The following is a 17,730-nucleotide window of genomic DNA, read 5'->3' as shown; positions in this document are numbered from 1 at the left end:
TATCCAAAGCGGGCAAGGGACAATGTGCCCGCCCGTTTCTACCAAAGCCATTTCCCGCCAATTGGGCTTTGCCGGGAAGATCCTTCCAGGCTGTACCTGAGCAACATAATGACATCCATCGCTTCTAACCCGGACGAGAAAGCCCCGCGCTGGCTAGTGGTGTGGCTGGCCGCACTCGTTTCCCTGACACCTTTTTCCATCGACAGCTACCTGCCGGCCATTCCGGCGATGGCGGCGGCCCTGGATACAGAAGTCGAGCGGATGCAGTACTCAGTGTCCAGTTTTCTGCTGGGCTTTGCCCTCGGACAACTATTTGGCGGACCATTATCAGATCGCTGGGGACGGCGCCTTGTAGGAACCATCGGCCTCAGTATCTATATAGCCAGCTCCCTGTTAGTCCTGTTTACCGACCATGTAGACCAACTGATTATCCTGCGCTTCTGCCAGGCAGTTGGCGGCGGCTTTGCCACAGTAATCTGTGCTGCAATTGTGCGCGACCTACACAGTGGCCGTGAGGCGGCAAAAATTATTTCCCTGATTAGCACCATCATGCTGATTGCACCGCTGATCGCCCCGGTGATCGGCTCTGCACTACTAGCCGTTGGCGGCTGGCAAAGTATTTTCGTCTTTTTGTTACTGTACGCTCTTGCAATGCTCGTACTAGTACAGTTGCTGCTACCGGAGACCGTCTCCCGATTTACCCGCGCACGCCGCCAGATGATGCCGCTGAAGTCTCTCGTGGGCAGCTACGGTCAGGTTTTGCGCAATCCCCGCGCTATTGGGTTCCTGATTGCACAGGCCTGTGTCAGCGGTTCGATGTTTATCTACATCACCACCGCGCCCTTTGTGTTTATGGATTACTTCGGTGTTAGCGCGAATCAGTTTCCACTGTTTTTCGGTATCTGCGTGCTCGGGCTTATTTGCATGGTTCAGGTGAACATCCGCCTACTGAACTTTTTTGAGCCGCGCAATATCCTGCTGGCGGGTATTGTGTTGCAGCTATTGGGTTGCGGCCTGCTGCTGCTGGGAACTATGACAGGAGTCAAAGAACTTACCCTGTGGATGATTCCCCTGGTACTGGTGATGAGTTGTATCGGTATTACCGGCCCCAATGCCGCCGCCTGTTATTTGGAGTTCTTCCCCAAAATCAGCGGTAGTGCCAACGCGCTATACGGCGCCGCTCTATTTATAACCGGGGGGATACTGGGTGGACTGGCGAGCAGCCTGCACACCGGGACCCTGACACCTATTGCAGGATCTATGGCGGGCTGTGCTTTTGTGGCACTACTCTCTGCACTATTTATCGCGAAGGTTCGCCAACCGATCGAGTCCGATATCCCTGCGACCCGGCGCTTTACCCCGCGTTAATGGCAGCTCTTTACACCGGCTCTAAACTTTCCTCCTGAAGCGCCCGCTGCACTGCGGGCCTTTCTTCCATTCTCTTTTGGAATGCTTGAAGCCTGGGCCACCGGGGCATATCAAACTGCTGATGTTTCAGCCAGCGAGAGAGAACATACAGGTAGGCATCGGCAACCGTGAAACCGTCTCCCATTAAGTAGTCCTTATCAAGCTGCCCTTCGATATAGTCAAACCAACGGATAAGCCTAACCCGGGAATCCTCCTGCTCTTCTTCTGTACCATGCCAGAACAGTGGTTTGAATAGCTTGTGGACTTCAGCACTGAGGAAATTGAGCCATTCGAGAAGCCGGTAATGGGCCAGGGTGCCCACTGGTGGCGCCAGTTGCGCGTCGGGCTTTTGCTCCGCCAAAAACTGGACGATTGCCGGACCTTCTGTCAGTACTTCTCCGCCTTCCAGTTGCAGTGCCGGCACGTACCCTTTAGGACTAATCCTTGTAAAGTCGTCGCCGTTTTCCAGCTCGTGGGTTTTTAGATTGACCTTTTGCAGGCCCAGATTGATCCCTGCTTCACAAGCGACAATATGAGGTGATAGAGAGCAAACACCCGGTGCATAAAAAAGCTTCATGGTAATCCTGTAGAGTCATTACCTATATCCAGGCAGTATAGGCCCGGCTTATTTCTCGCCAATGAAGCACGATTGAAACTGGCTTGAATTCCTCTATACAACTGTTGCTGAAATCTACTTACCGCGTATCCAATGGTCCAGGCTAAAGCGACCGGCACCGGCACAGGTAAGAATCAGGAAACCACCGGCAATCGTGATATTTTTCATAAAGCTGGTCATTTCTGTTGCATCACCAGGGGACAGGTGTACCAGGAAGGCCGAAGCGAGACAGAACAGGAAAAGGACAAAAGCAGAAATCCGGGTGAATATCCCCAGTAACACCGCGAGTCCTCCCACCAACTCTATAACGATGACCAGGGGCAAAATGAAGCCGGGTATCCCCATGGAAACCATAAAGGCCTCTGTCATTTCGTAGCCGCCAATTTTATTCCAGCCGGCAAATATAAAGATCAGCGACATCAGTACCCGACCGATCAGCTTTGAGGTGTCGCACAACATCGAATGCTTCACTACTACTTCCTCAATTGCGCATTTATGGGTATGGACTATCAACCAGTGTAGACACTGTCGTGAAAATTCATGAGATAGTCGGTAGCTGCCTTTACTCAGGAGGGATAAAAACCACTAGATTGGCGTGATAATCATCCTTTTTATTTTCAATAGTCAGTAGGAATCTACTAATTGGCAGTTAGAAAGTAATGACGTAATGTTTAAAAAGCTAAGGCATTAATGAATTTTAGTGGGTAGGGGAAGTCGATCCGTTTGAGCGCAAAACTGAAAAATGCAGTTGTGTGGCGCCCTAGAGCCGCTACAATTGCGCGCCCATATAAAAGGGAGTTGGCCGCTTGTGCCTGCGCGGCCCGCCCCGGTGTAATCCTGTTGCCCTAGATCCACTCCAAGGGAAATCGAGCAGCCTCTGCACGACTACAATAACGGCACACTCACCATCATATAAATTGCCGCCGGGGCGCTCCCCAAAATGGCATTAAACCATCCGAGAATATTTCAGCGCTGGAGTCCACACACGGCATGGAAGTTTATTACACCTTTTGTTTTCTTGCCGCCGTATCAGTTTTTCTGGGCTTCTTGAACCAATACGTATTGCGCGCCCAAACCACGATCGCTATTACCGCCGGTGCCCTGGCCCTATCACTATTGGTCACCGCCCTGGGCAAGTTGGGGGTGGTGGAGTTGCGCACCTGGGCAGATCAGCTTCTGCCGCTGCTCAACCTTGAGGATATTCTGCTCAAGGGAATGCTCGGGTTTCTGCTTTTTGCCGGCAGTTTGCATATCGATCTGTTGGAGCTGCGCAACCAGAAACTGGAGATCGGTCTTCTCGCCATTGTCGGTACCCTCATTTCCACCTTTGTGGTCGGGGCCCTTCTTTACTGGTTCCTGATGCTGATCAATATGCCGGTGGCTTTTGTTTACTGCCTGTTATTTGGTGCATTGATCTCTCCCACCGACCCTATCGCCGTACTGGCAATTATGAAAAACCTGAAGGCCCCGGAGCAGGTTTCCATTCAGGTGGAAGGTGAGTCCCTGTTCAACGATGGCTTCGGTATCGTGATCTTCGCGGTGATTTACGCACTCGCTTTCGAAGGCGGCCAACCTACGGTACCGGCAGTGGCTGAGCTATTCGCCATCGAGGCACTGGGGGGCATATTGCTGGGACTGATCATTGGTGGCGTTTTCCACTGGGCTATTTGTTGTACCAATGATCACAGCCTGGAATTGATGCTGACCATGGTTATTCCCACTGCCGGTTTTTCCCTGGCCAATGTACTCGGGGTCTCCGGCGCCCTGGCAATGGTGGTGAGTGGTATTATTATTGGCAACTTTACCCGAGAGCGCGGCTTTTCCCGGGTGAGCCAACACGAGCTGGATAATTTCTGGAGCATCACCGAGGACTTCCTCAACGGTTTGCTCTTCCTGCTGGTGGGCCTGTTCCTGATTACAATCGACCTGCGCCCTTCCGACTACCTGCTGATGGCAGTGGGCATTGTCATTGTTCTTACCGCCCGGGTTTTCGCTGTCGGCATACCCTTCCTGTATTTAAAAAGTCGCCGCAAGTACCACCCCTATACCAACCGGATTTTGATCTGGGGAGGGCTGAAAGGTGGTCTGGCATTGGCGCTGGCGATGTCTATTCCCGCCGGCAGTGCCTTCGTCCAGGGACAGGACCTTCGCTACCTGTGGGTGGTCATGACCTATGGCGTGGTGCTCTTTTCTATCGTCGTACAGGGCTCTACCATAGCGCCATTGATTCGTCGCAGCCGGGAGTTTTCTGAGCCCGAACGCGACGAGCCCCAGCAACCGACAGCCAAATAGCGATAACGATTAAATGGAACACTCCGGCTTCCTTATTGAGGCAGTAATTTTCATGGCTGCCGCAGTGATTGCGGTACCCATTGCCACACGCCTGGGCCTGGGCTCAGTCCTCGGTTACTTACTCGCCGGTGTGGCCATTGGCCCAAGTGCCCTAGGCCTGGTCGGCGATGCCAGCGATGAAATGCACGTTGCCGAGTTTGGTGTTGCACTCATGCTGTTCCTGATCGGCCTGGAGCTGCAGCCGAAGAAATTGTGGAAAATGCGCGGTGCTATCCTCGGCACCGGCAGTGCCCAACTACTGTTTTCCGCTGCGGCCATCGCTGGATTGGTTCTCGCCTTTTCTGAGATGGATTGGCGCTCATCGGTAGCTATTGGGCTGATCCTGGCACTATCCTCAACTGCGATTGTATTGCAATCCCTCAGTGAAAAGGGCCTGCTGAAAAGCCAGGGCGGGCGCGCTGCATTTGCGGTACTTTTGTTCCAGGATATCGCTGTTATTCCCATCCTCGCGCTATTGCCACTGCTGGCAGGTACCGCTGCCAGCTCCCATGAAAGTGGCTTGAGTGGTTGGTATTACGCATCGGCGGTTATCGGCACCATGCTGGCTTTTATTTTCGCCGGACGTTACCTGCTCGGTCCCTTACTGCGTCTAATGGCAGGCAGCCAAGTTCGCGAACTGTTTACCGTGAGCGCGCTACTGATCGTATTTGCCGCAGCTGCGGTAATGACCTGGCTGGACCTATCGCCGGCACTGGGTACTTTCCTCGCCGGGGTACTGCTGGCCGAGAGCGAGTTCCGCCATGAGCTGGAAGCGGATATACAGCCTTTTAAGGGCCTGCTGTTGGGTCTCTTCTTTATCGCCGTGGGTGCCAGCCTGAATTTCTCCCTGATCGCGGACAACCCGCTGGTGCTAATCGGATTAGCATTGGCGTTGGTGCTGGTAAAATTTACCGTGCTGTTTGCCCTGGCGCGCACCTTGCGAATGTCAAAGGGCGAGGATTGGTTGTTCGCTCTGTCATTGGCGCAAGCCGGTGAATTCGGTTTTGTATTGGTAGCGTTCTCTACCCAGCTTCAGGTCCTGAGTGCGGACATCGGCAATCTGTTAGTAGCTCAAATTGCTCTGACCATGGCCCTGACACCAGTGCTGCTGCTGATCTACGAACAGTTTATCCAGCCGCGGTTTGTCACCGGCCCAGAGGTTCCCGCCAACATAGATACATCACCGCCTGTGGATTCCGGCTCACCGGTAATCATTATTGGCTACGGGCGCTTCGGGCAGATCGCCGGGCGACTTCTAAATGCCTGCGGTTTCAATACCACTTTACTCGAACGCAATGCAGAACAACTGGATCTGGTGCGCCGCTATGGTATCAAGGCTTACTACGGGGATGCCTCGCGAGAGGATCTGCTGCGCGCCGCCGGAGCCCAAAATGCAAAGCTGGTTATCCTGACCCTGAGCGACCAGGCCGCCTGTTTGGAAATTGTGGCCCAGCTGCAAAAACACTTCCCCAATGTGACCATCCTCGCCCGGGCCCGCAACCGTATGCACCAATATGCTTTGATGGAAGCCGGGGTCCGCTATATCTTCCGCGAGACCGTGGACTCGGCCCTGACCATCGGCGAAAAGGCGCTGGAACTATTGGGACTCAGTCCCATACAGGCGCGCCGCGCCGCCTTGAAATTCAAGCAGCACGACCAGCGTATGCTGGAGGCACTTTTCCCCTACTGGCGCGATGAGTCCCAGCATATTGCGCAAAGCCGAATCTATCGCGAGCAGCTTTTGCAGGCGTTACAACAAGACCGCCGCGACAAGGACCTGCATCTGGATCACTACTGGGAAGAAGCCAAGCCCGAGATGGAAAAACAGTAAGCCGGTTATTGGCCCTAGGGGTTGTCATTAAGCACGACAATGGCAGCCCTGCCAGGACTCAGACTCTCGCTGATATGTCCCTCTCCGTGCAAATCATTGGCTAATAAGATATCTCCGGGAGCAAAGGTATATTGTTCACCGGAGCTGGTTGTGAGCTTCACCCTGCCTTCAAGATAAAGAATAAACTGCGCCTGCGGGGCACAGTGCCAATCAAAACGCTGTCCCTCACTAAACTCCCGGAACTGCACCTGCTTGGCGGGATAGGGGATTGAGTAATTACCCAGGGGCTCGCGCTGGGGACTGTCTATTTTTCTTTTCTGAAAACGGGAAACCCCATTAACTGAACACAGCTCTACAAACTCCATATCAAGTTTTCACCAATTTAAGCGTGTCTATTACAAGAGAAAATTTATTCTTTGTTAATTAAGCTCGCCTCTACCAGATCGACCTCCAAAACCAATTTGCGGTGGAGTTCATCATCAATCTTCCTGGAGACACGCAATTCCAACAGTTGTTCGCGCTCAGCAGAAAGTGCGGCAAGGTGGTAATGACGCTCAACCCTGGAACGCATCCAGATAATATCCTCGCTTTCATCTTCTCCTAGGGTTATGCGCCGCCGATAAATCGCCAAAAGGTGATCCACCGCCTCAAAAGCAAGATCGCGATCTTTTTCGCCTCGATCAATATCATGACGCATATTCATCAGCTGATTCACTGCCGCTGTGGCAGCAGATATTCGCGCACCTTTTTCATCACCAATAGCGGCAAAATTGGGGGCTTCGGGTAAACGGCGCAGTAGAACAGGCAATAAAAAACTTGCCAGCAATAAGGAAAGCAAGATAACGCCCATTGCAATAATCAGGGCTAAATCACGGCCGGGCAACGGCTTTCCATCTGTCATAGCGAGGGGAAGGGAAAAGGCTCCCGCCAATGTAATCGCCCCTCTTACCCCGGCGATGGTCAACACGCTAACCAATAAAAAATGGGTACCAAAAGATTCTACTTTCTGCCCAAAACGTGAGAGATATAGGGAGACCCATACCCACACAAATCTCAGGAGAAGTAGTACAACAAATATTGCCAGGACATAAAAAATAATTGTTAAGTCACCAGTGTGGCGCGCACCGGAGAAATCCGCTCCAGTAATTCGAACCAATTGCTCTCCCAACAGAACAAAAATAATACCGTCAAGAACTGCTTGTACTGTTTTCCATACTGCACGGCGGTCCATCCGTGTAGTCGACATTTCCGCGCCGTGTAAGGTGGTATAGTGAGTCGCAATTCCAGCACTGGCAGCCGCCAAAATACCCGATACCTGTAAAGTATGGGCGGCGATATAAGCCGCAAAGGGCACTAATAAGCTCACTAGAACTTGTACAGTAGTGTCCTCACCGCCAATTCTGACCAGCAGGCGCAAAATATATCCACAGGCAAATGCCGCTCCAGCGCCAATAACCACACCGCCGATAGCGACCCAGAAAAAACCAGCCAGTGCGTGGGGAAATGAAAAGGTCCCGGTGAGGGCGGCAATCACTGCAAAACGGAAAATATCCAATCCCGAGGCATCATTAAACAGGGACTCTCCGGCAAGGATATGCTCCAGCCGTGGTGGCATAGACGTTCCACCGTGGACCACCGATACCGCCACGGGATCGGTCGGTGCCAAAATTGCCGCTACTGCAAAAGCCACCGCCAGTGGCATGACAGGCACCAACCAGGAAATAAAATACCCCATGCCCACAACGGTAAAAAGCACCAATCCAATAGCCAAGGTAACAATGGCACCGATATCTCGAAACAAGGCGCCTTTCGGTATTCGCCAACCGGCAATAAACAATAAGGGCGGAACAAACAGCAGGAAAAAAATTTCTGGCTCTAAGGGTATTTCTATTCCCAAAAAGCTACCCAGTATTGCTCCCGCAGCAATTTGCAATAGAGGCAGTGGAATAGGTAGAGGCAACAGGCGTGCAATAACCAGGGTAATGGCCACAACTAACAACAGCACCAGCGCAATAACCAGATAGTGCATTACTCGCTACAGTTTCCTGTGACGCCTTATTGAAATAGATCTCTATCGAGCAACTATTGCTGTTCACTCAATATCAGGAAGTTTATGCGAGAATAGAAAACAGGGAATAAATTCTGAGAAAAAGTGCCGGCGCTTTTCAGCACTCCAAAAAATTACTCTGAAAATTTGACAGAGTTTTTGGAGTTTCTTTACTCAAACATATCCGGCTGTTCTTTTGCAATTACATTGTAAAGAGGCTGAAAGCTAAATAATCCCGCCAGTTCAGTTCCCACAACCGCCCGGGTTCGTATTGCCACTTCTGGATCGATCAAAATAGGCTGCCCAGCTGCTTCCGCCAGTAACTGAGCCTGGCAGCTTTTTTCCATAGTGATATACCACCAGGCAGCTTCATCGACGGATTTACCCACCGTCAGTAAGCCGTGATTCTGCAATATCAGTGCTTTGTGGTTACCCAAGGCTTTAGCAAGGGCCGCACCTTCTCCCATTTCCAATACCACGCCGGAAAAAGTATCCAACAAACCGTGGTCCTGATAAAAGGCACAAGCATCCTGGGTAATGGGATCTAGAAGACGCCCGAGAGTAGACCAACTTTTCCCATAAAGGGAATGAGCGTGCGCAGCGGCTACCACATCTGGGCGGGTTTTATGGATGTGAGAATGAATAGTAAAGGCTGCGCCATTAAGGTAACCATCCCCCTCAACCACCTCTCCTTGATGATTGACCAGCAACAGTTGTGACATCGTCATCTGTTTAAAGGAAACCCCCATGGGGTTGACCCAAAAATGATCGTCATATTCCGGGTCACGGACAGTGATATGACCGGCTACGCCTTCATCAAAACCAAATTTTCCAAACAGCCGAAAAGCCGCCGTCAGCTTCCTCTTGCGCTCTTCACGAACTTGTTCTGGCGGCTGGGTTGGCTCGCCAAGCAACATATTGATGTCGCCATTCATAACAGCGGCATCAATACCGGGTTTTGATTTATTTTTTTCTGTTGTAGCCACCTAGCGGCCCTCTCATCTTTGGAAAATGCCGATGCATGGTTATAGCATGACTTTTATTTTCTATGCGAGGATTAATAACTTAATAAAATGGTGACTGCTTAATGCGGAAAAATATAAAAGTGACTTTGATGTCTTTTCTATCAGTTTATTTTCGCGCGGTAGAAATATAAGCAAAAATTTACTGCCAAATAATGAAAATTTAGTATCTTGCACTTAGTTTTTTTACTGAATAATTAGGACTGTTTACTCAAAGTAAATTCCCACCCAGATGTCATAGATATGACTCTGAGTAGGAGAGAGTTTACTCTATCAAAAACCTTCCAGGACTATCTTTCCTTTTGCAGCCTGGGATTCGATAAGCTGATGTGCTTTTAAAAGGTTATTTGCATTTATTTTCCCAAAATTCTGCCCCATAGTGGTTTTAATTAATCCCTGGTCAATTAATTCCGCAAGTTCATTCAACAGAACATGCTGGGCAACCATATCCTCGGTAGAAAACAGCGGGCGAGTAAACATAAACTCCCAGTGCAGGGACAGACTCTTCTGCTTCAGTGCCATAACATCCAAGGAGGTGGGGTCGTCAATCAAACCAAACTTGCCTTGAGGTCTGATACTTTTGATAATTTCCGCCAAGTGCTCTTCGGTATTAGTGAGGCTAACAACATAGTCGACGCCATCGATACCCTCGCGACTTAACTGTTCGCTAAGAGACTGCCGATGATTGATCACATGGTGGCTTCCAAGCTCTTCAAGCCAGCTTTTGGTTTCGGGGCGGGAGGCAGTGCCTATCACAGTCAAATTGGTCAGACGACGGGCCAACTGGACCATGATCGAACCCACGCCACCAGCGGCACCAATGATCAGCAGTGACTTGTTGTTTGCCCCTTTACCCACCGCAACTTGCAGGCGGTCAAATAGCATTTCCCAAGCGGTAATCGCAGTGAGAGGCAGCGCCGCCGCCTCGGCACAGCCAACCGTCTTGGGGGCAGTACCAACGATTCTCTCATCCACCAGCTGGTACTGGGCATTGCTGCCCGAACGGGAGATATCGCCCGCATACCAAACCCGATCGCCAACCTTAAAGAGTCCCGCTTCCGGGCCTACCGCCTTCACTATGCCCACAGCATCCCAGCCAAGTACCTTCCACTGACCGGTGTCCGGGCTAGCCCGCTGCCTCACTTTAGTATCTACCGGGTTAACCGAAACGGCCTGTACTTCTACCAGCAGATCCCGGCCGGAGACTTGCGGTATGGGGAGGGTTATATCCTGTAGCGCTTCTTTATCACTGCTTGGCAGAGACTGTTGATAACCGACGGCCTTCATCATCAGTTTTATCCTTTTCCAATGGGGTAACAGGTGTGGAGGTATCTTAAAAAGGAATATCCACAGGAAAAACTGCCTTCTCGTAGAAGCTGTTTCAATTATTTTTTTTAAATTCTAATAACTATGGATAACTCTATCCACAGTTATCCACAAAGCTGAACTAGGGCAAGGGGAAATGGCTATCTGTGGAAAACTTGAGAAGAAATTTACTCACCAGGGCATTAAATCTTTGTGCTGCTTCCAGAAACAGGAAATGGCTTCCTCCTTCCGCCACATCAAAGATCTCAAGCCTGGAACCCGCAACTTGCTGGTGAATCCACTGCTGGCACTCTATTGGGTGTGGACTGGCACGACCGAAAGCCACTAGCGTCGGCTTATCAATCCTGGGGATAAAATCCCGCCAATCCTTTGTTACGTTATCCACAAAAAGCTTTGCAGCCAAGCGACGGGGACACTGCAGATTAACCGCAACCAGCTCATCCCGTTGGGTTTTCCCCATTAAAGGCGTGACCATAGACATAAGAATTTGGCGGGTGGCCTCAACACCTTGTTTTCCAACCAAGTTATCCACAAACTGGAAGAGGCTCTCCGGGGTCAGTATGCCTCCAGCTGCCAATCGCTCCGCTTCACTCCAGGCGGGATCTGCCAGTAGACAGGGGGGTTCATCGATTAGCACTAGTGCACTGACCCTATCCCCACCAAACATTTCCAGGTAGCTCCATATCACCGAGCAGCCGGCGGAGTGGCCGAGCAAATGAAGGGGTTCCTGTTGCAGACTTGAGATCAGCTCTTGCAAGTCCTTGGCGAGGCGGGAAATTCGATAGCCATGATTGGGCTTGTCAGACTGACCATGACCACGCATATCCAGCGCGATCACACGAAACTGATCGCTGAGCCCAGCGAGCTGATGTTTATACAACACCGCCCCCTGGGACCAGCCGTGTAGCATCAACAATATGGGGCCGCTGCCGGCCTCTAGATAGCGCAGGGTGACGCTATCAGAGGTAGTAAATTCACACAGCTTTACTCGCTTGTGCATAAACCTTTTGCGGCAGGTAAACGGTTATTCAACCGTGACTGATTTAGCCAGGTTTCTGGGTTGATCCACATCAGTACCTTTCAGCAACGCCACATGGTAACTCAATAGCTGCAGCGGCACGGTGTAGAGAATCGGCGCCAGACTCTCTGGGGAATCTGGAACTTCCACCACGGTAACACCTTCTTCACTGGTAAATCCGGCCTTGGGGCTGGCGAAAACAAACAGTTGCCCACCCCGCGCACGCACTTCCTGCAAATTGGATTTGAGTTTTTCCAGCAGCTCATCATTGGGGGCAACGACAACCACGGGCATATCGCCGTCCACCAGTGCCAGGGGGCCGTGCTTCAATTCACCGGCAGGATAGGCCTCTGCGTGGATATAGGAAATTTCCTTCAGTTTTAGAGCACCTTCCAGAGCAATGGGGAATTCGACACCACGCCCCAAGAAAAGCGCGTGGTTCTTCTCTGCAAAGGCCTTGCTGGTGTTTTTAACCACCTTATCCAGACCGGTAAAACTCTCCATTAGCTCAGGTAACTGGTGCAAGGCGCTGACCAGCTCAGCTTCACGCTCCGCCGACAGGCCGTTGACCTTGGCGAGGGCGATACAGAACAGTTGTAATGCTACCAATTGGGTCGTAAAGGCCTTGGTCGAGGCCACACCAATCTCGGGGCCCGCCTCAGTCATTAGCGATAGCTCAGATTCTCGCACCAATGAGCTATTGGGCACATTGCAGATGGTCATGGAGGCCAGATAGCCCAGGTCCTTGCCCTGGCGCAGGGCGGCGAGGGTATCGGCCGTTTCCCCGGATTGGGAAATACTCACAAACAGGGTTCCCGGGCGCACCACTTTCTTGCGGTAGCGCAGTTCACTGGCCACCTCCACCGAGCAGGGAATACCGGCCCAGTCCTCCAGCCAATAGCGGGCTACCATTCCCGCATGGTAACTGGTGCCACAGGCTACTATCTGTACCTGCTGCACCTTGGGCAAAATCTCCTGGGCGCGGGCACCAAGGGCCTGGGCCAACACCGAGCGCTCACCGATACGGCCCGCCAGAGTGGCTGCGACCACCTGGGGCTGCTCGAAAATCTCTTTCTGCATAAAGTGGCGGTAGCGCCCTTTATCGGTAGCTTCATGACCGCCGGTCAACTTGTGCACCGGGCGACTGACTTCCTCTCCCAACTTGTCTCGAACTGCGATGCTACCGCGACGCACTTCCGCCACATCGCCCTCTTCGAGGAATATAAAGCGATCAGTCACCTGCCGCAGGGCCATAGGGTCAGAGGCAATAAAGTTCTCTTCAATACCCACTCCCAGGACCAGCGGACTACCAGAGCGGGCACAGGCCAAAACTTCCGGCTCTTCATGACTAACAACCGCGAGGGCGTAGGCACCTTCCAGTATATGCGTGGCTTCAGTCACAGAGTCGACCAGGCTGCGGCCCTCAGAACTTAATGAGTGAATAAGGTGAACCACAACTTCAGTATCGGTTTCAGACTCAAACTCATAACCTTTTCCCTGAAGCTCTGAACGCAATTCCTGATGGTTTTCGATAATGCCGTTGTGAACCAGAGCGATATGGCCTGACAGATGGGGATGGGCATTTTCATCGGAGGGAACACCGTGGGTAGCCCAACGCGTATGGGCAATGCCAATATGGCCCTCGGCGCTCTCCTCACTTAATTTGGCCTCCAAATCTGCGACCTTGCCCAGGCTTTTGCGCAATTGCAGCTGGCCATCTCCACTGCTTAAGCAGACTCCGGCTGAGTCGTAACCGCGGTACTCCAAGCGGCGCAGCCCTTCCAGAAGAATCCCCGTCACATTGCGCTGTGCCAGCGCACCTACGATTCCGCACATAATTATTTCCTCATTAACCCGGGAGTCTCGCCGCCCATTAAAATTTCAGGCTGAGCGCCTCTGCTCCTATCTTCAGCGGCACAAATGAGCTGGATACCCAGCTGCTCCAGTTTTTGGCCCACGGCATCTGCCAGGCCATCATCAGTTACTAGGATATCGACCTGCTCCCAGGACAATTCCAGATTGGGAATCCGCTTCCCTACTTTACTGGACTCCGCCAGTACAACCACTTCCCGCGCAACTTCCGCCATTACACGGGAGAGGCCAATTTGTTCATTAAACGTACAGGTACCGCGTTGCAAATCGATTCCATCGGCACCAATAAAAGCGCGATCGAAGTCGTATCCTCTCAGTACCTGTTCTGCAACCTGCCCCTGGAAGGCCTCAAAGTGTGGGTCCCAGGTGCCTCCGGTCATCAACAGCGTCGGTTCGTTTTCAAGTTCGCGCAGTGCATTGGCCACATGCAGCGAGTTAGTCATCACCACCAGACCCCGTTTGCTTTCAAGCTCTGGAATCATTGCCGCCGTGGTACGACCGTAATCGATCACAATCCGGTGGTGATCCGGTATCAGCTCAGCAGCGGCTCGGCCAATGGCCCGCTTGCTCCCTGAGGGCCCTTCTTCATGGACCAACTCCCTCGGCACTGGGATAGCACCACCGTGGCGGCGCAGCAACAAGCCGTGATTTTCCATTGCCGTCAGATCCTTTCGAATCGTAACTTCCGAAGTTTCGAACTGCCGCGCCAATTGCTCGACAGTGGTCTCTCCTACTTCATTTAGCAAGTGGAGAATACCGTGGCGGCGCTGTTGGGTGTTGCGTTTGGACATAGGTAGATAAGTTTCATTTCGAAACTTAAAGATAGCAAAACGAAACTAAAGTTCCCACAACTTTTATCAACAACCACTACTCAACAGATTAGATACCGGTATAGGACCCACTCAGACTGTCTGCTAGAGAGACAAAGTTTCCAACATTGTCTGAAGAAAGCGCGCCAACTCTCCACCGGTAACGGCCCGGTGATCGGCACTGATAGAGAGAGGGAGTAGGGGGCGAAGTGCGGGCCATCGATTGACCACCACAACTCCCTGGCACACCCGCCCGGCACCGACAATGGCAACAGTGGGCGGCATGACTACCGGAGTGGCATAACGACCGGCTATGGAGCCGAAGTTGGAGAGAAGTATGCTTGCCCCCTGGAGGTCTCGCTGGGCGATCCCAGTCTCGCGGGCCTGGTGTTTAAAGTCCGCCACCTGCTGGAGCAGATCTTCATCAGTACGCTGGGCGACATCCCTGAGTACCGGCACATAGAGCCCTCGCGGAGAGTCCACTGCCAAGCCAATATTGATACTGCCCTGCGGCGCCAGCTTATCATCCTGATACAGGGCATTGAGGGTAGGTTCCGCCTCACAAGCTTCCTGTACTGCACGAATCAATCGCAGCAGCGCCGGAGCACTACCCCACCAGTTGGAAATATCCGCATCGTCACACAGCGTTATCTGCTTTACCTCATCCCGCGCTCGGCTCATGGACAAACCCATTGCGCGACGTGCAGGCGTCATGACTTCAGACTCAGAATCGAATTGGGGTGCAACGGCTGTAGTTTGTTCGGCAGAAGCGCGGGCAGGTGATGGATGCTGCCCCTTCGCCACAGTTTTGGCCTTTGCTCCCGGCCCCGCCCCAGTGCGTACCTGAGCTTCCGTTACCAGTGCACCCGCAGGTGATATTGACTGTAAATCTACCCCCAAACGCCTGGCCAGGGCCCGTACTCTCGGGGTGGCCAGTCGCTTCAAGCCCACCTCCGGCCCCCGCTCAGCCCCCAACACACCTTGCCCTTGCTCTATTTTTCCCACCACCGTGCCGCTGTCGGCCCGAGGACTAATCTCTTGTTCCGATTCTTCAGCTTTAGTGGGCGGGCTTTCAACTGCGACTTCTCCCTCGGCCATAAATCCCACCAGGGGATCGCCAACATTCACAGTCTCATCCACTGCCGCAAATAGCTTCTCAATAGTGCCGCCCCAAGGAGCCGGCACTTCCACCAAGGCCTTAGCGGTTTCCACTGTCACCAGAGTTTCATGGGCGGCTATGGTGTCTCCCTCTTTGACATGCCACTCCCGCACTACCGCATCGGGCAGACCTTCGCCGAGATCCGGAAGGGTAAAAGTCTTCATTGTGGCCCTCCGTTGGCGTAGTCCAGCACTTCCTGTACGGCCGACAAAATACGCGGCACTCCGGGTAGATACTCATCCTCCAGTTGATAGTAGGGCATCACCGTATCGAAACCGGTCACCCTCTGTACCGGTGCCTTTAAAAGATCGAAGGCATACTCATTAATCTGTGCGACCAACTCGGCACCCAGGCCACAGAACCTGGCCGCCTCGTGCACAACGACACAGCACCCGGTTTTCTCCAGGGAGTCTATTACCGTGTGGATATCCAGGGGTTTCAGAGTGGCCGGGTCGATAACCTCAGCCTCTACCCCTTCCTCTGCGAGCTGCTCTGCGGCTTGCAGGGTCTCTTTGAGGGAAGCGCCCCAGGCAATAAGCGTAATATCGCAGCCCTCCCGCAACACAAAGGCGCGATCCAGCGGTAGAGCTTCACCAGAGTCGGGCACTTCCTGACGAACTGCTCGGTAAATACGTTTAGGCTCCAGGAAAATTACCGGGTCCGGGTCTCTAATCGCCGCCAATAGTAAACCGTAGGCCCGTGCAGGAGAGGAGGGCACCACAAGGCGCAGACCTGGAATATGGGCGAACAGGGCCTCGGTGCTCTCAGAGTGATGCTCCGGTGCATGGATTCCACCTCCATAGGGGGCCCGGTAGACAATCGGACAGGAGAGGCGGCCGCGAGTGCGATTGCGATAGCGCGAGGCGTGGCTAAGGATCTGATCGAGACCGGGATAGATAAAACCCATAAACTGGAATTCGGCCACCGGTCGCAGGCCCTGCACCGCCATACCGACAGCCATTCCGGCAATCATGGTCTCGGCTAAGGGGGTATCCATCACCCGGTCCCGGCCAAACCTGGCCTGCAACCCCTCGGTAGAGCGAAATACGCCACCGTTCAGACCAACATCTTCACCAAATAGAACCACCATCGGGTCTGCTTGCATCTCGTAAGCCAGAGCCTGGGTGACAGCTTCGACCAAAGTTATCTCAGCCATTAGCTATCTCCCTGCAACTGTTGATACTGCTCCAGAAAAGGCTCCGGCAACTTTGCATAGAGGTGATCGAATATTGCCGTGGCGGCATCTCTGGGGGTTTCCCGGTAGATATGGACCGCTCTCTCCAGCTTCTGGGTCAGCTCCCTTTGCAGCTCTTCTTCCTGCGCATCATCCCAGGCACCGCAGTTTTCCAGGTAGGATCGCAGGCGCCGCAGAGGCTCTCGGGACCAGGCTTCACTGACATCTTTTTTGGGCTGGTAGCGACTGGCATCATCGGCGGTGGTGTGGTCACACAGGCGATAGCTGATCGCTTCGATCAGAGCTGGGCCAGCACCACTGCGCGCCCGCTCCACGGCATCACCCACCGCCTCACGAACGGCAATCACATCGTTGCCGTCTACCTGCAAGCCAGGTATTCCGGCGGCAACAGCCTTCTGTGCCAAGGTCTTACAGGCAGTTTGCTCATCTCGCGGTAGGGAAATAGCCCATTGATTGTTGTTGATAACGATCACCAAAGGCAGGTGCCAATCCCCAGCCAGGTTTATCGCCTCGTAAAAGTCTCCCCGCGAAGTAGATCCATCGCCGCCGGTCGAAACAGCGACGCGCATGGGTTCACCGAAATGCTCATGTTTATATTTCAGGGCAAAGGCTACACCGGCACCGTGCAACATCTGGGTGGCTATAGGCACACTCAAGGGCAAATCTTCGCGGCTATGGCGAAAGTTCTGCCCCCGCTCATCGCCCCCCCAGATTGCGTAGATCTCCTCGATAGTAACGCCCCGCTCCAGAAGAGCGCCTGTCTCCCGGTAATTGGGGCAGTAGATATCCTCTTTGGCCATGGCGGCTGCGAGACCAACACCAATAGCTTCCTGGCCGAGGCTGGAGGGATAGGTGCCAAGTTGACCGGTACGCTGCATTTTTACCGCGCGATCATCCACCATACGAGCCAACGTCATCTGGCGGTAGTAAGCAATCAGGGTATCCGGGGTGGCAAATTCCGGTAGGGCTTGGGTCGTCTGTCCCTGTTCATCCAAATATTGCAGCGAAGCAATATCAAAACTGGCAAGCAGCTGTAATCTGGGCTTGTGCATCGGGCCATTCCTTTTGTTCCCGAAGCGCAAGTTTAATGGATAGGG

General features: G+C 52.9%; 15 protein-coding genes. 3 read left to right on the top strand and 12 right to left on the bottom strand.

Annotated features, from left to right (window positions below):
* Positions 1 to 108 precede the first annotated feature (108 nt).
* A complete protein-coding gene (locus ACJJI6_RS16940; RefSeq protein ID WP_444915142.1) occupies positions 109 to 1,368 on the top strand; it encodes a multidrug effflux MFS transporter in 1,260 nt (419 codons plus the stop codon).
* Between the two features lie 10 nt (positions 1,369 to 1,378).
* Here ACJJI6_RS16940 and gstA read toward each other — a convergent pair whose 3' ends face one another.
* Both gstA and ACJJI6_RS16930 read right to left on the bottom strand, forming a co-directional pair.
* Positions 1,379 to 1,984, bottom strand: coding sequence for a glutathione transferase GstA (gstA, locus tag ACJJI6_RS16935; protein WP_413663847.1), 606 nt, complete (start codon positions 1,982 to 1,984; stop codon positions 1,379 to 1,381).
* Positions 1,985 to 2,098: 114 nt separating this feature from the next.
* Complete coding sequence (locus tag ACJJI6_RS16930) at positions 2,099 to 2,494, bottom strand: DoxX family protein (RefSeq protein WP_413663848.1); 396 nt, start codon at positions 2,492 to 2,494, stop codon at positions 2,099 to 2,101.
* A gap of 519 nt (positions 2,495 to 3,013) precedes the next feature.
* Between ACJJI6_RS16930 and ACJJI6_RS16925 the strand changes: the two genes are divergently transcribed.
* A complete protein-coding gene (locus ACJJI6_RS16925; protein WP_282930598.1) occupies positions 3,014 to 4,315 on the top strand; it encodes a cation:proton antiporter in 1,302 nt (433 codons plus the stop codon).
* Positions 4,316 to 4,328: 13 nt separating this feature from the next.
* On the top strand, positions 4,329 to 6,185 hold the full coding sequence (locus tag ACJJI6_RS16920; RefSeq protein WP_475711350.1) for a monovalent cation:proton antiporter-2 (CPA2) family protein: 1,857 nt from the start codon (positions 4,329 to 4,331) through the stop codon (positions 6,183 to 6,185).
* A 14-nt stretch (positions 6,186 to 6,199) separates the two neighbouring features.
* Here the strand turns inward: ACJJI6_RS16920 and ACJJI6_RS16915 are convergent, their stop codons facing one another.
* The 10 genes from ACJJI6_RS16915 to pdhA all read right to left on the bottom strand — a co-directional run bounded on the left by ACJJI6_RS16915 (position 6,200) and on the right by pdhA (position 17,685).
* On the bottom strand, positions 6,200 to 6,550 hold the full coding sequence (locus ACJJI6_RS16915) for an AraC family ligand binding domain-containing protein (RefSeq protein ID WP_475711349.1): 351 nt from the start codon (positions 6,548 to 6,550) through the stop codon (positions 6,200 to 6,202).
* A 44-nt stretch (positions 6,551 to 6,594) separates the two neighbouring features.
* A complete protein-coding gene (locus tag ACJJI6_RS16910; protein WP_413663851.1) occupies positions 6,595 to 8,214 on the bottom strand; it encodes a Na+/H+ antiporter in 1,620 nt (539 codons plus the stop codon).
* A 188-nt stretch (positions 8,215 to 8,402) separates the two neighbouring features.
* Positions 8,403 to 9,218, bottom strand: a complete 816-nt coding sequence (locus ACJJI6_RS16905) for a class II aldolase/adducin family protein (RefSeq protein WP_475711347.1) — start codon at positions 9,216 to 9,218, stop codon at positions 8,403 to 8,405.
* 309 nt (positions 9,219 to 9,527) lie between these two features.
* On the bottom strand, positions 9,528 to 10,544 hold the full coding sequence (locus tag ACJJI6_RS16900) for a zinc-binding alcohol dehydrogenase family protein (RefSeq protein ID WP_475711345.1): 1,017 nt from the start codon (positions 10,542 to 10,544) through the stop codon (positions 9,528 to 9,530).
* 157 nt (positions 10,545 to 10,701) lie between these two features.
* On the bottom strand, positions 10,702 to 11,580 hold the full coding sequence (locus tag ACJJI6_RS16895; RefSeq protein WP_475711343.1) for an alpha/beta fold hydrolase: 879 nt from the start codon (positions 11,578 to 11,580) through the stop codon (positions 10,702 to 10,704).
* A gap of 24 nt (positions 11,581 to 11,604) precedes the next feature.
* Entirely contained in the window at positions 11,605 to 13,434 is a 1,830-nt protein-coding gene (gene glmS / locus ACJJI6_RS16890; RefSeq protein WP_475711341.1) for a glutamine--fructose-6-phosphate transaminase (isomerizing), read from the bottom strand.
* 2 nt (positions 13,435 to 13,436) lie between these two features.
* A complete protein-coding gene (locus ACJJI6_RS16885; RefSeq protein ID WP_444918627.1) occupies positions 13,437 to 14,261 on the bottom strand; it encodes a DeoR/GlpR family DNA-binding transcription regulator in 825 nt (274 codons plus the stop codon).
* A 123-nt stretch (positions 14,262 to 14,384) separates the two neighbouring features.
* The gene (locus ACJJI6_RS16880; protein WP_444918628.1) at positions 14,385 to 15,602 is read right to left on the bottom strand and encodes a dihydrolipoamide acetyltransferase family protein; all 1,218 of its coding nucleotides are present in this window, start codon (positions 15,600 to 15,602) and stop codon (positions 14,385 to 14,387) included.
* Positions 15,599 to 16,594 carry an alpha-ketoacid dehydrogenase subunit beta gene (locus tag ACJJI6_RS16875; RefSeq protein WP_444918629.1) on the bottom strand — a complete coding sequence of 332 codons (996 nt, stop codon included), beginning with the start codon at positions 16,592 to 16,594 and terminating at the stop codon, positions 15,599 to 15,601. The genes ACJJI6_RS16880 and ACJJI6_RS16875 overlap by 4 nt, the downstream gene beginning before the upstream one ends.
* Positions 16,594 to 17,685 (bottom strand): pyruvate dehydrogenase (acetyl-transferring) E1 component subunit alpha, encoded by a 1,092-nt coding sequence (pdhA, locus tag ACJJI6_RS16870; protein WP_444918630.1) that lies wholly within the window; start codon positions 17,683 to 17,685, stop codon positions 16,594 to 16,596. The genes ACJJI6_RS16875 and pdhA overlap by 1 nt, the downstream gene beginning before the upstream one ends.
* Positions 17,686 to 17,730 lie beyond the last annotated feature (45 nt).

The sequence above is a fragment of the Microbulbifer maximicatervae (SeqCode) genome, from assembly GCF_056232625.1.
The sequence above is the reverse complement of the archived record's forward strand: the minus strand, read 5'-3'. Positions and strand labels throughout refer to the sequence as shown.

Bases quoted from the DNA above. Each gene is read 5' to 3' on its own strand.
- ACJJI6_RS16885 (WP_444918627.1), bottom strand. From the start codon at position 14,261: ATGTCCAAACGCAACACCCAACAGCGCCGCCACGGTATTCTCCACTTG.
- ACJJI6_RS16900 (WP_475711345.1), bottom strand. From the start codon at position 10,544: ATGATGAAGGCCGTCGGTTATCAACAGTCTCTGCCAAGCAGTGATAAA.
- ACJJI6_RS16940 (WP_444915142.1), top strand. From the start codon at position 109: ATGACATCCATCGCTTCTAACCCGGACGAGAAAGCCCCGCGCTGGCTA.
- ACJJI6_RS16895 (WP_475711343.1), bottom strand. From the start codon at position 11,580: ATGCACAAGCGAGTAAAGCTGTGTGAATTTACTACCTCTGATAGCGTC.
- glmS (WP_475711341.1), bottom strand. From the start codon at position 13,434: ATGTGCGGAATCGTAGGTGCGCTGGCACAGCGCAATGTGACGGGGATT.
- ACJJI6_RS16915 (WP_475711349.1), bottom strand. From the start codon at position 6,550: ATGGAGTTTGTAGAGCTGTGTTCAGTTAATGGGGTTTCCCGTTTTCAG.
- ACJJI6_RS16910 (WP_413663851.1), bottom strand. From the start codon at position 8,214: ATGCACTATCTGGTTATTGCGCTGGTGCTGTTGTTAGTTGTGGCCATT.
- ACJJI6_RS16925 (WP_282930598.1), top strand. From the start codon at position 3,014: ATGGAAGTTTATTACACCTTTTGTTTTCTTGCCGCCGTATCAGTTTTT.
- pdhA (WP_444918630.1), bottom strand. From the start codon at position 17,685: ATGCACAAGCCCAGATTACAGCTGCTTGCCAGTTTTGATATTGCTTCG.
- ACJJI6_RS16920 (WP_475711350.1), top strand. From the start codon at position 4,329: ATGGAACACTCCGGCTTCCTTATTGAGGCAGTAATTTTCATGGCTGCC.
- ACJJI6_RS16880 (WP_444918628.1), bottom strand. From the start codon at position 15,602: ATGAAGACTTTTACCCTTCCGGATCTCGGCGAAGGTCTGCCCGATGCG.
- gstA (WP_413663847.1), bottom strand. From the start codon at position 1,984: ATGAAGCTTTTTTATGCACCGGGTGTTTGCTCTCTATCACCTCATATT.
- ACJJI6_RS16875 (WP_444918629.1), bottom strand. From the start codon at position 16,594: ATGGCTGAGATAACTTTGGTCGAAGCTGTCACCCAGGCTCTGGCTTAC.